General features: G+C 71.9%; 14 protein-coding genes. 8 read left to right on the top strand and 6 right to left on the bottom strand.

The genetic code is table 11. The features are described from left to right. Positions 1–47: 47 nt before the first annotated feature. The 3 genes from AB0J57_RS11130 to AB0J57_RS11120 form a co-directional block, all read right to left on the bottom strand. Positions 48–176 carry a hypothetical protein gene (locus AB0J57_RS11130; protein WP_366127768.1) on the bottom strand — a complete coding sequence of 43 codons (129 nt, stop codon included), beginning with the start codon at positions 174–176 and terminating at the stop codon, positions 48–50. Positions 177–262: 86 nt separating this feature from the next. Further along, positions 263–472, bottom strand: a complete 210-nt coding sequence (locus AB0J57_RS11125; protein ID WP_366127767.1) for an acyl-CoA carboxylase epsilon subunit — start codon at positions 470–472, stop codon at positions 263–265. A gap of 9 nt (positions 473–481) precedes the next feature. After that, positions 482–2080: an acyl-CoA carboxylase subunit beta gene (locus AB0J57_RS11120; RefSeq protein ID WP_366127766.1), complete on the bottom strand. Its 1599-nt coding sequence runs from the start codon at positions 2078–2080 to the stop codon at positions 482–484. A gap of 109 nt (positions 2081–2189) precedes the next feature. Here AB0J57_RS11120 and AB0J57_RS11115 point away from each other — a divergent pair, with 109 nt between their 5' ends. From AB0J57_RS11115 to hutH, 5 genes are all read left to right on the top strand, one after another. Beyond that, a complete protein-coding gene (locus tag AB0J57_RS11115; RefSeq protein ID WP_366127765.1) occupies positions 2190–3041 on the top strand; it encodes a biotin--[acetyl-CoA-carboxylase] ligase in 852 nt (283 codons plus the stop codon). Positions 3042–3149: 108 nt separating this feature from the next. Next, complete coding sequence (locus tag AB0J57_RS11110; RefSeq protein WP_366127764.1) at positions 3150–4319, top strand: adenylate/guanylate cyclase domain-containing protein; 1170 nt, start codon at positions 3150–3152, stop codon at positions 4317–4319. Positions 4320–4358: 39 nt separating this feature from the next. Beyond that, complete coding sequence (locus AB0J57_RS11105) at positions 4359–5147, top strand: enoyl-CoA hydratase-related protein (protein WP_366127763.1); 789 nt, start codon at positions 4359–4361, stop codon at positions 5145–5147. Between the two features lie 30 nt (positions 5148–5177). Beyond that, complete coding sequence (locus AB0J57_RS11100; RefSeq protein WP_366127762.1) at positions 5178–6443, top strand: sensor domain-containing diguanylate cyclase; 1266 nt, start codon at positions 5178–5180, stop codon at positions 6441–6443. A 64-nt stretch (positions 6444–6507) separates the two neighbouring features. After that, positions 6508–8049, top strand: a complete 1542-nt coding sequence (hutH, locus tag AB0J57_RS11095; protein ID WP_366127831.1) for a histidine ammonia-lyase — start codon at positions 6508–6510, stop codon at positions 8047–8049. Between the two features lie 30 nt (positions 8050–8079). On the opposite strand, the gene AB0J57_RS11090 is transcribed toward hutH, so the two are convergent. Continuing rightward, positions 8080–8358: a hypothetical protein gene (locus AB0J57_RS11090; RefSeq protein WP_366127761.1), complete on the bottom strand. Its 279-nt coding sequence runs from the start codon at positions 8356–8358 to the stop codon at positions 8080–8082. Positions 8359–8515: 157 nt separating this feature from the next. On the opposite strand from AB0J57_RS11090, the gene AB0J57_RS11085 reads away from it, so the two are divergent. Both AB0J57_RS11085 and AB0J57_RS11080 read left to right on the top strand, forming a co-directional pair. Then, positions 8516–8806 carry a hypothetical protein gene (locus tag AB0J57_RS11085; protein WP_366127760.1) on the top strand — a complete coding sequence of 97 codons (291 nt, stop codon included), beginning with the start codon at positions 8516–8518 and terminating at the stop codon, positions 8804–8806. A 214-nt stretch (positions 8807–9020) separates the two neighbouring features. Then, positions 9021–10286, top strand: a complete 1266-nt coding sequence (locus AB0J57_RS11080; RefSeq protein WP_366127759.1) for an Ig-like domain-containing protein — start codon at positions 9021–9023, stop codon at positions 10284–10286. A 66-nt stretch (positions 10287–10352) separates the two neighbouring features. Here AB0J57_RS11080 and AB0J57_RS11075 read toward each other — a convergent pair whose 3' ends face one another. Further along, complete coding sequence (locus AB0J57_RS11075) at positions 10353–11213, bottom strand: helix-turn-helix transcriptional regulator (RefSeq protein WP_366127758.1); 861 nt, start codon at positions 11211–11213, stop codon at positions 10353–10355. A 127-nt stretch (positions 11214–11340) separates the two neighbouring features. Here AB0J57_RS11075 and AB0J57_RS11070 point away from each other — a divergent pair, with 127 nt between their 5' ends. Beyond that, a complete protein-coding gene (locus AB0J57_RS11070) occupies positions 11341–12384 on the top strand; it encodes an NAD(P)-dependent alcohol dehydrogenase (protein WP_366127757.1) in 1044 nt (347 codons plus the stop codon). Positions 12385–12450: 66 nt separating this feature from the next. On the opposite strand, the gene abc-f is transcribed toward AB0J57_RS11070, so the two are convergent. After that, positions 12451–14103, bottom strand: a complete 1653-nt coding sequence (gene abc-f / locus AB0J57_RS11065) for a ribosomal protection-like ABC-F family protein (RefSeq protein ID WP_366127756.1) — start codon at positions 14101–14103, stop codon at positions 12451–12453. Between the last annotated feature and the right edge of the window lie 16 nt (positions 14104–14119).

Genomic DNA, 14119 nt, shown 5'->3' with positions numbered 1-14119 from the left:
GCGCCATCGTACGGAAAACGCCCCCGGTGGCGGGGCCGGTGAAGCGGTCAGTGCAGGCCGACCACGAACATCGCCAGCAGCATCGCCAGCGCCAGCAGGATCCCCGCGCGGCGCAGCATCGCCTGCATGTCGCGCATCTCCTTGGGGGGTTCGTTCTCGGGGTCGGACCACAGCATCCTTCGATCCTGCTGGCGGGACCCGCGCGGCGCCTGAGTACGCGTACTCAGGCGCCGCGGTGCTTATGGACCATTCCGTCCGTGCGCTACACCGGCCAGTAGGAGCGCGCCCACGACCGGGGGCCCGGGTGGGGGCGGTGGCTGCGGGCGATTCTCGCCGGGTCCGACCAGCCCTCGGGGACGTGCGGCGCGCCACCGGAGGCCGCCGAGGCGGTCGCGGCGGCGCGCGCCTGGACCACCGCCAGTGCGGCGGCCAGCTCCTCCGGGGTCGGGTTGCCCCGCAGAACCTTGATCATGGGGGCTCCTTAGAGGGGGATGTTGCCGTGCTTCTTCGGGGGCAGGTTTTCCCGCTTGGTGCGCAGTTGACGCAGGCCCTTGACGATCTGCGTCCGCGTCTCGGACGGCATGACCACCGCGTCGATGTAACCGCGCTCGGCCGCCGTGTACGGGTTGAGCAGGGCGTCCTCGTACTCCTGGATGAGTCGCGCCCGCGTCGCCTCCACGTCGTCCGCCTCCGCGATGGTGCGGCGGTGCAGGATGTTGACGGCTCCCTGCGCGCCCATCACGGCGATCTGCGCGGTCGGCCACGCCAGGTTGAGGTCGGCGCCCAGGTGCTTGGAGCCCATGACGTCGTACGCGCCGCCGAACGCCTTGCGGGTGATCACCGTGATCAGCGGGACCGTCGCCTCGGCGTACGCGTAGATCAGCTTGGCGCCGCGCCGGATGATGCCCTCGTGCTCCTGACCGACGCCCGGCAGGAAGCCCGGCACGTCGACGAAGGTCAGCACCGGGATGTTGAACGCGTCGCAGGTGCGGACGAACCGGGCGGCCTTCTCGGAGGCGTCGATGTCCAGGCAGCCCGCGAACTGCATGGGCTGGTTGGCGACGATGCCGACCGGGTAGCCCTCGACCCGCCCGAAGCCGGTGACGATGTTCGGCGCGAACAGCGCCTGGGTCTCCAGGAATTCACCGTCGTCCAGGACGTGCTCGATGACGGTGTGCATGTCGTACGGCTGGTTCGCCGAGTCCGGGATGAGGACGTCCAGCTCGCGGTCCTCGTCGCTCAGCTCCAGGTCCGCCTCCTCCGGGAAGGCGGGCGCCTCGGAGAGGTTGTTCGACGGCAGGTACGACAGGAGGGACTTGACGTACTCGATGGCGTCCTTCTCGTCGCCCGCCATGTGGTGCGCCACACCGGAGGTGGCGTTGTGCGTCCGGGCGCCGCCCAGCTCCTCGAAGCCGACGTCCTCGCCCGTCACCGTCTTGATGACGTCGGGGCCCGTGATGAACATGTGCGAGGTCTGGTCGACCATCACCGTGAAGTCGGTGATCGCGGGCGAGTAGACCGCGCCGCCCGCGCACGGGCCCACGACCAGGCTGATCTGCGGGATCACGCCCGACGCGTGGGTGTTGCGGCGGAAGATCTCGCCGTACATGCCGAGGGCCATGACGCCCTCCTGGATGCGGGCGCCGCCGGAGTCGTTGATGCCGATCACCGGGCAGCCGGTCTTCAGGGCGAAGTCCATCACCTTGATGATCTTCTGTCCGAACACCTCGCCGAGGGCGCCGCCGAACACCGTGAAGTCCTGCGAGAACACCGCCACCGGGCGGCCGTCGACCGTGCCGTAGCCGGTGACGACACCGTCTCCGTACGGGCGGTTCTTCTCCAGGCCGAAACTGGTGGAGCGGTGCCGGGCGAACTCGTCCAGCTCGACGAAGGAATCCTCGTCCAGCAGCAGCGCGATCCGCTCGCGGGCCGTCAACTTGCCTTTGGCGTGCTGCTTCTGGACGGCGCGCTCGGAGCCCGCGTGCGTCGCCTCGTCGATACGGCGCTGAAGATCCGCGAGCTTGCCCGCGGTCGTGTGAATGTCGATCTGGGGCTCTTGGGGCTTGGCCGGCTCGGACATCGGGATGCGGCTCCCTGCCTGGTCACGGGATCGTTGGCTACTGACCCGTAGCGTATCGGCGGCGATACCCTTCGGCAGTGCGGTGTTTACCACACCTACGCTGGCTTGCATGACGCCCTCATATGGTTCAGCGGGTCCGTGGTCGGACCTCGAACGCCCGCCCCTGAACGCCGCCTCCCTGCGCCGCGCCCTCCTGCTGCCCGGCGGGCTGTGGACCTCCCTGGACATCGTGCCCGCCACCGGGTCCACCAACTCCGACCTGGCCGGCCGGGCCGCCACCCTGCCCGAGGGCGCCGTCCTGGTCGCCGAGGAGCAGACGGCGGGGCGCGGCCGGCTCGACCGCGTCTGGTCCGCGCCCGCCCGCTCGGGCCTGTTCTTCTCCGTCCTGCTCAAGCCGGACGTCCCCGTCGCCCGCCTCGCCTGGCTGCCGCTGCTCACGGGCGTGGCCGCCGCCACCGGGCTGGCCCGCGCGGCCGGCGTCGACATGGCGCTGAAGTGGCCGAACGACCTGATGGTGAAGGTCGAGGGGGAGGAACGGAAGGCCGGCGGCATCCTCGCCGAGCGGGCCGGCGACGACGGCATCGTCGTCGGACTCGGCCTCAACGTCACGCTCCGCAAGGAGGAGCTGCCCGTCCCCACGGCCGGCTCCCTCCTCCTCGCGAACGCGATCTCCACCGACCGCGACCCCCTGCTGCGCGCCGTCCTCCGCTCGCTGGAGCAGTGGTACCGCCGCTGGACGGCCGCCGACGGCGACCCGGCGGCCTCCGGCCTCCAGGAGGCCTACGCGGCCGGCTGCGCGACCCTCGGCCGCACCGTCCGCGCCGAGCTGCCCGGCGACCGCGTGCTCACCGGCGAGGCCGTCGCCATCGACGGCGACGGCCGGCTGGTGGTGGCGCCGCCGGGCGGACAGCGGGAGGCCGTGGGAGCGGGCGACATCGTGCATCTGCGCCCGGTGGACTGACGCGCTGGGCCGCGGGGACGTGAGCCAGGGCACACCTGCCGTATCGTTGACGACGATCCAGCTACAGATCGGCAGGACAGTGCGCAGGGAACGGGCAGGAGGCGGCCGGTGACCGTCGACGACGCGAACTCGGGCGGGTCCGGGTCCGGGCCGAGCGGGGCGGAGTACCCCACCCCTCACCATGTCGTCGACCACACGGCCGAGCCGACCGACGACCCCCTGGCCATCCGGCTGGAGCAGCTCATCCTCGGCGCCGAGCGCCGCTACACCCCCTTCCAGGCGGCCCGCACCGCCGGTGTCTCCATGGACCTGGCCTCCCGGTTCTGGCGCGCCATGGGGTTCGCCGACATCGGCCAGGCCAAGGCGCTGACCGAGGCGGACGTGCTGGCGCTGCGCCGGCTGGCCGGTCTGGTCGAGGCGGGCCTGCTGAGCGAGCCGATGGCGGTGCAGGTGGCCCGGTCCACCGGCCAGACCACCGCCCGGCTGGCCGAGTGGCAGATCGACTCGTTCCTGGAGGGGCTCACCGAGCCGCCCGAGCCGGGGATGACCCGCACGGAAGTGACGTATCCCCTGGTGGAGCTGTTGCTGCCGGAGCTCCAGGAGTTCCTGGTGTACGTGTGGCGGCGGCAGCTCGCGGCGGCGACCGGACGGGTCGTGCAGGCCGCCGACGACGAGGAGATGGTGGACCGGCGCCTGGCGGTCGGATTCGCGGACCTGGTGGGCTTCACCCGGCTCACCCGGCGCCTGGAGGAGGAGGAGCTCGGCGAGCTGGTCGAGGCGTTCGAGACGACGTCGGCCGACCTGGTCGCCGCGCACGGCGGGCGGCTGATCAAGACGCTCGGTGACGAGGTGCTGTACGCGGCGGACGACGCCGGTACCGCCGCCGAGATCGCGCTGCGGCTCATCGAGACGCTCACCCACGACGCGACGATGCCCGCGCTGCGCGTCGGCATCGCCTTCGGCACGGTCACGACCCGGATGGGCGACGTCTTCGGTACGACCGTGAACCTGGCCAGTCGGCTCACCTCGATAGCGCCCAAGGACGCCGTCCTTGTGGACGGAGCGCTCGCGGAGGAGCTGTCGCGCACGGGCGACGCACCGGTGTCGGAGGCGGAGGCGGCCGAGGAGGCGGCGCGCGCGGAGAAGGAGGGCGAGGCGCCGGGGGCCTCGTCGAAGTACCGCTTCGCGCTCCAGCCCATGTGGCAGCGGCCGGTGCGCGGGCTCGGGGTGATCGAGCCCTGGCTGCTGAAGCGGCGGGAGCCTAGGATCACCGGATAACGTTCGCTAACGTTCGTTAACCGGGAGGGTGTGTCACGCATGTCCGAGCAGCGCTTCGGGGAATTCGTCGCCGTACGCCGTCATGAGCACGTCGCCGAGCTGGTGCTCGACCGGCCCAAGGCCATGAACGCCGTCTCCACGGAGATGGCCCGCTCCATCGGCGCCGCGTGCGACGCGCTGGCGGCCGACCCGTCGGTGCGGGTCACCGTACTGACCTCCTCCAACGACAGGGCGTTCTGCGTCGGCGCCGACCTCAAGGAGCGCAACTCCTTCACGGACGCCGAGCTGGTGCGCCAGCGCCCCGTCGCGCGCGGCGCGTACACCGGCGTACTGGAGCTGCCGATGCCGGCCATCGCGGCCGTGCACGGCTTCGCGCTGGGCGGCGGGTACGAGCTGGCGCTCGCCTGCGACATCATCGTGGCCGACGAAACGGCGGTCATCGGGCTGCCCGAGGTGTCGGTGGGCGTGATCCCCGGCGGCGGCGGTACGCAGCTCCTGCCGCGCCGGGTCGGGGCGGCGCGGGCGGCCCAGCTCGTCTTCACGGCGGAGCGCCTCCAGTGGGACGAGGCCGAGCGCATGGGGCTGGTCGACCGGATCGCGGAGGACGCGCGGACGGGCGCCCTGGAGCTGGCCGCGAAGATCGCCGCCAACTCGCCGGTCGGGCTGCGGGCGGCCAAGCGGGCCATGCGCCTGGGGCAGGGCCTGGACCTCAGGGCGGGCCTGGAGGTCGAGGACGCGGCGTGGCGGTCGGTGGCCTTCTCGGGGGACCGGGCCGAGGGTGTGGCGGCGTTCAACGAGAAGCGGAAGCCGGAGTGGCCCGGGGAGTGAAAAGTCGGCGATGCTCCCTAAGCTTGAGGAATGGGTGAGGATGTCCGGCTACGCGCTGTAGTGGCGCTCGCGCAGGCCATGGCGTCGGCGCACACGCCGCGCGAGACCTGGCGGGCGGCCGCGCTGGGCGCGCGTGACGCACTCGGCGGGACGTTCGCCGCGCTCTCGATGTGGGAGCGGGACCTCGGCCGGCTCAAGGTGCTGGTGAACGCGGGGGAGCGGGCGGCGGACGAGGAGGAGTTCCCGGACTCCGAGACGTACCCGGTGCACCAGTTCTCGGAGATCACGGAGTTCCTGCACGAGCGGTGGGCGGGCGGCGGGGAGCCGAACGCCTGGGTGGAGACGGCCGAGGGGCCGCGTACCGGGGAGCCCGGCTACTGCCACCAGCGGGTGGCGGCTCTGAGGCGCCGCGGGCGCGGCTGCTGTGTCGTCGCGCCGATAGTGATGCACGGGCGGGCCTGGGGCGAGCTGTATGTGGCGCGGCCCGCCGGGGCGCCGGTCTTCGACCGTGGCGACGCGGACTTCGCGACCGTCCTCGCGTCGGTCGTCGCGGCCGGGATCGCGCAGACCGAGCGGCTGGAGGAGGTCCGCAAGCTGGCCTTCACCGACCCGCTGACCGGGCTCGCCAACCGGCGTGCGGTGGACATGCGGCTGGACGAGGCCGTCGAGCGCTTCCTCGCCGACGGCACGGTGGTCTCCCTCGTGGTGTGCGACCTGAACGGCCTCAAGCGCGTCAACGACACACACGGTCACGCGGTGGGCGACCGGCTGCTGGAGCGGTTCGGCTCGGTGCTGTCGTACTGCGGGGCGATGCTGCCGGGCGCGCTGGCGGCGCGGCTGGGCGGTGACGAGTTCTGCCTGGTGTCGGTGGGACCGGAGGCGGACGAGGTGGTGCGGGCGGCCGACGAGCTGTGCGTACGGGCCGGGGATCTGGAGCTGGGCGAGGGCGTGGCCTGCGGGGTGGCGTCGACCGGCGACCCGATCGGGCCGGTGCAGTCCGCGCGGCGGCTGTTCCGGCTGGCGGACGCGGCCCAGTACCGGGCCAAGGCGGCCCGGTCGCCCAAGCCGGTGGTGGCCGGCCGCGACGGCACGGTCATCGCCCTGGCGGACCACCCCCCGTCCGCCTCCCGCGACCGCCGCAGCTTCCGCGACGCCCCGCCGGACCCGGCGCTCCTCGGGCCGCCGGCCGGCCCGGCGCCCGTGGGCACCTCGCGCGAGCCGGGCGCTCCTCGGCCCGGCGAAGGGGCGCCCGGCGAAGGGGCGCCCGGCGAGGCGACCGGTGGCGAAGGGGCGTAAGGGGCTCTTGGGAGGCGGGGTAGTGACACGTTGGGATTCAGTCCGTACGCTGCTGAATATGGATATGCACACAGTCGTGGTGGGGACGTCCGGTACCACCGCCCAGGACGTCATCGCCGTGGCCCGCGGCAACGCGAAGGTCGAGCTCTCCCCGGAGGCGCTCGCCGCGCTCGCCAAGGCCCGGGAGATCGTCGACGCCCTCGCCGCCAAGCCCGAGCCCGTCTACGGCGTGTCGACCGGATTCGGAGCGCTCGCCACCCGGCACATCAGCCCCGAGCTGCGCGCCCAGCTCCAGCGCAACATCGTGCGTTCGCACGCCGCCGGCATGGGCGCGCCCGTCGAGCGCGAGGTCGTCCGCGCGCTGATGTTCCTGCGGCTGAAGACCGTCTGCTCCGGCCACACCGGGGTGCGCCCCCACGTCGCCCAGACCATGGCGGACGTGCTCAACGCCGGGATCACCCCGGTCGTCCACGAGTACGGCTCCCTCGGCTGCTCCGGCGACCTCGCGCCGCTCAGCCACTGCGCGCTCACCCTCATGGGCGAGGGCGACGCCGAGGGCCCCGACGGCCGCGTCCGGCCCGCCGGCGAGCTGCTCGCCGAGCACGGCATCGAGCCCGTCGAGCTGCGCGAGAAGGAGGGGCTCGCCCTCCTCAACGGCACCGACGGCATGCTCGGCATGCTGATCATGGCCCTCGCGGACCTCGACAAGCTCTACAAGTCCGCCGACATCACCGCCGCGCTGTCCCTGGAAGCCCTCCTCGGCACCGACAAGGTCCTCGCGCCCGAGCTGCACGCCATCCGCCCGCACCCCGGCCAGGGCGCCGCCGCCGCGAACATGCTCGCCGTCCTCAAGGGCTCCGGCCTCACCGGACACTTCCAGCAGGACGAGGCCCCCCGCGTCCAGGACGCCTACTCCGTGCGCTGCGCCCCGCAGGTCGCCGGCGCGGGCCGCGACACCATGGCGCACGCCCGGCTCGTCGCCGAGCGCGAGCTGGCCTCCGCCGTCGACAACCCGGTCGTCCTGCCCGACGGCCGCGTCGAGTCCAACGGCAACTTCCACGGCGCGCCCGTCGCCTACGTCCTGGACTTCCTCGCCATCGCCGCCGCCGACCTCGGCTCCATCGCCGAGCGGCGCACCGACCGGCTGCTCGACAAGAACCGCTCCCACGGCCTGCCGCCGTTCCTCGCCGACGACGCGGGCGTCGACTCGGGCCTGATGATCGCCCAGTACACGCAGGCCGCCCTGGTCAGCGAGATGAAGCGGCTCGCCGTCCCGGCCTCCGCCGACTCCATCCCGTCCTCCGCCATGCAGGAGGACCACGTCTCCATGGGCTGGTCGGCCGCCCGCAAGCTGCGCACCGCCGTCGGCAACCTGAACCGGATCATCGCCGTCGAGCTGTACGCGGCGACCCGCGCCATCGAGCTGCGCGACGGCCTCACCCCGGCGCCCGCCTCCCGCGCCGCCATCGAGGCGCTGCGCGCGGCCGGTGTCCAGGGCCCCGGACCGGACCGCTTCCTCGCGCCCGACCTGGACGCCGCCGACGCCTTCGTACGCGAGGGCAGGCTCGTCGAGGCCGTCGAGAAGGTCACCGGCCCGCTGGCCTGACCACGACCCTCGCGCCCGGGGCGCGCACCGTCACAGGGCGGTGTGCGCCCCTCGTCGTACGGCGAAGGCCACCAGGCCCGTGCCCATCGCCAGGAAGGCCGCGCCCCCGATCAGGTACGGGGTGGTGTCCACGCTGCCCGTGTCGGCGAGCACGAGGTCGCTCTGCGCCCGCGCCGGGGACGTTCTCGTTTCGTGCCGCTCCGCGGGCGGCTGTTCGACGGTGGCGTTGGCCGAAGGGACGAACCACAGCGCGCCGAGCAGGGTCCCGGCGGCGGTGGCGGTCAGCAGCGGTCGACGTGCGACGGACACAGATTCAGATCCCCTTGCGGAACCGAGAATTGGTGGGTGCGCCGATGCTAATGAACACAGCGGGTCGCTGGAAAGTCGTGGGCCCGGGCGGCTTACGCTCCGTCATATGAGCCCTTCTGAGACATCACGGTATGTGCGCCTTCGGGTGGAACTGCTGATGGAAGTGACGGACGACGATCAACTCACCGCAGCCGCGCTGGAGCGCGTGGAAGCCGACGAATTCATGCCGGACGAGGAGCGTACACAGGCCCGGTCCGCGGTACGAGAAGACGAAGCGGAAGCTCTCGCCTACCTCGTCGAGCCGGTCGATCTGATCGGTCAGGTGCCGGGCGTCGAACTCGCCCAGGCGTCGTGGAGCAGCGAACTGGTCGACTACGACCCCGACGCGGACGTGTGGGAGCTGGACGAGGAGGATGATGAGGACCACCTCGACGACGTACGGCCGTAGCGTGTGACCTGCGACACGCTCCGGGTCCCGGACCGCCCCACGCGCGGGCGCGTCCGGGGCCCATTTCACGCGCATCCGTATACCTCGGGAAGATCGGGAACCAACAGCTCCCCAGGGCGCGTCGATCAGTGGTGTTCCCCACATCCATGCCTGATGGGGAACCGGACGGGTTGTTATGGGTGTTGTTGAGACAGTTGGCAGGGATTCGGCGACCATGGAGAAGCGTGTGATGACGGACAGCAAGCGGCGCAAGGGCCTGACGGCTGCGTCCGCACTGCTCGGCGGCGTACTGGTGCTCACCGGCTGCGGCGGCGGTGAGGACAAGGCCGACGCCTCCGAAAGCTCCAAGACGTCACAGTCCCAGGTCGACGCGGCCGCGGCGAAGGACGCCTCCCAGGCCCGAATAACGATCACACCGAAGAACGGCGCGCAGAACGCCGGCATCAACGACGACGCCAAGGTCACCGTCAGCGAGGGCACGCTCACCCAGGTGACGATGACCTCCCCGGACGGCAAGACCGTCAAGGGCGAGATGGCCGCCGACGGCAAGAGCTGGGCGCCCAGCGAGCAGCTCGAGCGGGCCACCACCTACAAGATCACCGCCACGGCCAAGGACTCCGAGGGCCGCGAGGCCCACGAGAACTCCTCCTTCACCACCGTGTCGAAGGAGAACAGCTTCATCGGGAACTTCACCCCCGAGGACGGCTCCACGGTCGGCGTCGGCATGCCCGTCTCCATCAACTTCAACAAGCCGATCACGGACAAGAAGGCCGTCCAGTCCGGCATCACCGTCTCCTCCACCAGCGGCCAGGAGGTCGTCGGCCACTGGTTCAACTCCCAGCGCCTGGACTTCCGCCCCGAGAACTACTGGGCCGAGGGCTCCAAGGTCACGCTGAAGCTGAACCTCGACGGCGTGGAGGGCTCCGACGGCGTCTACGGCGTCCAGCAGAAGACCGTCACCTTCACCATCGGCCGCAACCAGGTCTCCACCGTCGACGCCGCCGCCAAGACCATGACGGTCACCCAGGACGGCAAGACGATCAAGACCATCCCGATCTCCGCCGGCGCGCCGGAGAACCCGACCTACAACGGCCAGATGGTGATCTCCGAGAAGTTCAAGGAGACCCGGATGGACGGCTCGACGGTCGGCTTCACCAAGAAGGACGGCAAGGGCGAGTACGACATCAAGGACGTGCCGCACGCCATGCGGCTGTCCACGTCGGGCACCTTCATCCACGGCAACTACTGGGGCAGCGACTCCATCTTCGGCAAGGTCAACACCAGCCACGGCTGCGTGGGCCTGAACGACGCCAAGGGTGCCAACGACCCGAAGCAGCCCGGTGCGTGGTTCTACGACAACTCGATCGTCGGTGACGTGGTCGTCGTCAAGAACTCCAAGGACAAGACCATCGCCCCGGACAACGGCCTCAACGGCTGGAACATGAGCTGGGCGGAGTGGAAGGCCGGCTCGGCGGTCTGAGCCACGTACGCAAAGGCGGCGGTCCTCCGTGGGAGGGCCGCCGCCTTCGTCGTGCACCGGGCCGCTTCAGCGCGCTCCGGCGACCTCGTCCACGCCCCAGTTCGCCAGGAGCCGCAGCGCGTCCGCGGACGGCGAACCGGGCTCCGCCGTGTACGTCACCAGCGCCAGGTCGTGATCGTCCGGGACCTTCAGCGTCTCGTACGCCAGCGTCACCTCGCCCACCAGCGGATGGCGCAGCCGCTTGGTGCCGTGGCCCTTCTCCTGCACCGTGTGCGCCGCCCACAGGGTGCGGAACTCCGGGCTCTTCACCGACAGCTCGCCCACCAGCGCCGACAACTGCGGATCGTCCGCCGAGCAGCCCGCGTACATCCGCAGCACGCTGACGACCTCCGTGGCCTTCGCGTCCCAGTCGACGTACACGTCACGGGCGTTCGGGGCCAGGAAGACCTGCCACGCCATGTTCCGCTCGTGCGGCTCCAGCGCCGCGAAGTCGCCGAGCAGCGCCCGCGCCATCCGGTTCCAGCCCACGATGTCCAGCCGCCGCCCCAGCAGGTACGCGGGCACCCCGTCCATCGCGTCCAGCAGGTGCTGGAGCGCCGGGCGCACCGTCTGCGGCCGGGTGGCGGGCGCCCGCCGCTTCTTCTTGTGCGAGGGCCTCGCCAGGTGCGTGAGATGGTCGCGCTCGGCGTCCGTGAGCCGCAGCGCGCGGGCGATGGCGTCCAGGACCTCGGTGGAGACATTGCGGCTGTTCCCCTGTTCCAGCCGCGTGTAGTACGCGACGGAGACCCCGGCCAACTGCGCCAGCTCCTCACGCCGGAGCCCCGGCACACGGCGGTGGCGCCCGAACTCGGGCAGCCCCACGTCCTCCGGCTTCAGCCTGGCCCGCCGGGACCGGAGGAATTCACTCAGTTCGGCACGCTGGTCCATACCGCAAGTATTCCGGGTCGTACGCACCGGCACAGAGCCGATCCTGACCCTGTCAGTAGTACGCACACGGTTCGTACGAAGCCCAGAGGTCTGGGTGACCTGCAGGGATACCGGCACGCTCGTAGCCATGACCACGAACGTTCCCGCTTACGCAGCCCCCGCCGCCAACGCCCCGCTGGAGCGCACCACCATCCCGCGCCGGGCGGTCGGCGAGCACGACGTGCTGATCGAGATCAAGTACGCCGGAATCTGCCACTCCGACATCCACCAGGCCCGGGACGGCTGGGGCGAGGGCATCTTCCCGATGGTGCCCGGCCACGAGATCGCCGGAATCGTCACCGAGGTCGGCCCGGGCGTCACGAAGTACCAGGCCGGCGACCGCGTCGGCGTCGGCTGCTTCGTGGACTCCTGCCGCCGGTGCGACTACTGCCGCCAGGGCCTGGAGCAGTACTGCGTGCAGGGCATGACCGGCACGTACAACGCCCTCGACCGGAACGGCGAGCCCACCTACGGCGGCTACTCCACCCACATCGTCGTCGACGAGAACTACGCCGTCCGCATCCCCGACGGCCTCGCCCTCGACGTCGCCGCACCGCTGCTGTGCGCCGGCATCACCCTCTACTCGCCGCTCGCCCACTGGAAGGCCGGCCCCGGCAAGAACGTGGCCATCGTCGGCCTCGGCGGCCTCGGCCACATGGGCGTGAAGATCGCCCACGCGCTCGGCGCCGAGGTGACCGTACTCAGCCAGACCCTCCGCAAGCAGGAGGACGGCCTGCGACTGGGCGCCGACCACTTCTACGCGACCAGCGACCCGGAGACCTTCGAGAAGCTCGCGGGCACCTTCGACCTCATCGTCTCCACGGTCTCCGCGCCGCTGGACTTCGGCGCCTACCTGAGCCTGCTCAAGACCGACGGCGCCCTGGTGAACGTCGGCGCGCCGGAGGAGCCCGTCTCGCTGAACCTCTTCTCCGTGATCACCGGCCGCAAGACCCTGGCCGGCTCGATGATCGGCGGGATCGCCGAGACCCAGGAGATGCTCGACTTCTGTGCCCAGCACGGCCTGGGCGCGGAGATCGAGCTGATCCGCGCCGACCAGATCAACGAGGCGTACGAGCGGGTGCTCAAGAGCGACGTCCGCTACCGGTTCGTCATCGACGCGGCGACGATCTGACGACGGCGACGACATCGGCGGCGACGGCGGCGGTGATGCTGCGGGCGGCGCGGTCCTGACGGCCGGTCAGGCCGCTGGGGCCGCCCGGTGGTCCAGGTGTGCGCGCCCCGCCCGGCCCGCCCGCAGCTCCAGCCGGTCGCCCGCGAAGGCGCTGCGGAAGCGGCGGTCGTGCGAGACCACGACGACCGCCCCCTCGTACGCCGCCAGCGCCGCCTCCAGCTCCTCCACCAGGCCGAGCGCCACATGGTTCGTCGGCTCGTCCAGGACGAGGAGCCCCGCCGGACGCGTCACCAGACGGGCCAGCTCCAGGCGTCGCCGCTGGCCCACCGACAGGGCGGCCACCGGCACCGGCAGGTCCTCCTCCCGGAACAGCCCGAGCGCCAGCAGCTCGTCCGCGTGGTCCTCCGGCACGCCCGGGCGCCCCGCCGCGTACTCCGCCAGCAGCGGCCGGCAGGGCGCCCGCTCGGGCAGCTCCTGCGGCAGGTAGCCGACCGGAACCGGGCGGTGCACGGTGCCCGTGTCGGGGCACAGGTCCCCGGCGATCACCCGTAGCAGGGTCGTCTTCCCGGCACCGTTCGGGCCGGTCACCAGCAGCCGGGCGCCCGCCGCGACGTGCAGCGCGTCCAGCCGCAGCCGGTCGCCGACGACCACGTCGTCCAGCGCCACCGCCACCTCGCCGGCGCCCGAGGCGACCAGCCGGGGTGCGAACCGCAACGGCTCCGGGGGCGCCGGGACCGGCTCCCGACGGAGCCGCTCCAGCCGCTGCCGCGCCGCCCTTACCCGCCCGGACAGCTTCGCCTCGTGCGAGCGCCGGTGCTTGCCGAAGCCCTCCCCGGGGTCCCGCCCGGTGGCGGCCAGCCGCTGCCCGGCCGCCGCGACCAGGGACTCGGCCTCCGCCACGCCGTCCAGCCACGCCTGGTGGTCCAGCTCCCAGCGGCGGCGGGCCGCGGCCTTCGCCGTCCGGTAACCCGCCCAGCCGTCCCCGTACCGGGTCACGGCCCGGGTGTCCCGGTCGACCTCCAGGATCGCGGTCGCCACCGCCTCCAGGAACGCCCGGTCGTGCGTCACGGCCAGCACCGTGCCGCGATGCCCCCGCAGCCGTTCCTCCAGCCAGTTCGTGGCCTGCCGGTCCAGGTGGTTGGTCGGCTCGTCGAGCAGCAGCAGCTCCGCGCCCGAGGCGAGCGCGCAGGCCAGCGCCAGCCGGGACCGCTCGCCGCCGGACAGCGACCCGAGCCGCCGCCCGCGCCCGACGTGCCCGACGCCCAGCCCGTGCAGGGCCGCGTCGACGCGGGCGTCCGCCTGGTAGCCGCCGCGCTCCTCGTACGCGCTCAACAGCTCGCCGTACGCGGCCAGTTCGTCCTCCGACGCCTCGGCGAGGGCAGCCTCGGCCGCCCGCAGCCGCCGCTCCATGGCGCGCAGCTCGGCGAGCGAGGCGTCCACGGCGTCCTGCACGGTCGCCGCCGGGTCCAGCTCCAGCGTCTGCGCGAGATACGCCACCCCACCGGGGAAGTGAACGGTCACCTCCCCGCTGTCGGGCACGTCGGCACCGGCGATCAGCCGCAGCAGTGTGGACTTGCCGGAGCCGTTCTCGCCGATGACTCCGATCTTCTCGCCGGGACGGACGGCGAACGTGACGCCATCGAGGACGGACCTGTCCCCGTACGCCTTGGAAACGTCCTTGAGAGTGAGTTGCGAAGAATGGTGGGCGCGATCGCGCATGATCTCTTTCCCTGAT

Source organism: Streptomyces sp. NPDC049837, from assembly GCF_040674455.1.
In the GTDB taxonomy this organism is placed as follows: Bacteria; Actinomycetota; Actinomycetes; order Streptomycetales; family Streptomycetaceae; genus Streptomyces.
The sequence above is the reverse complement of the archived record's forward strand: the minus strand, read 5'-3'. Positions and strand labels throughout refer to the sequence as shown.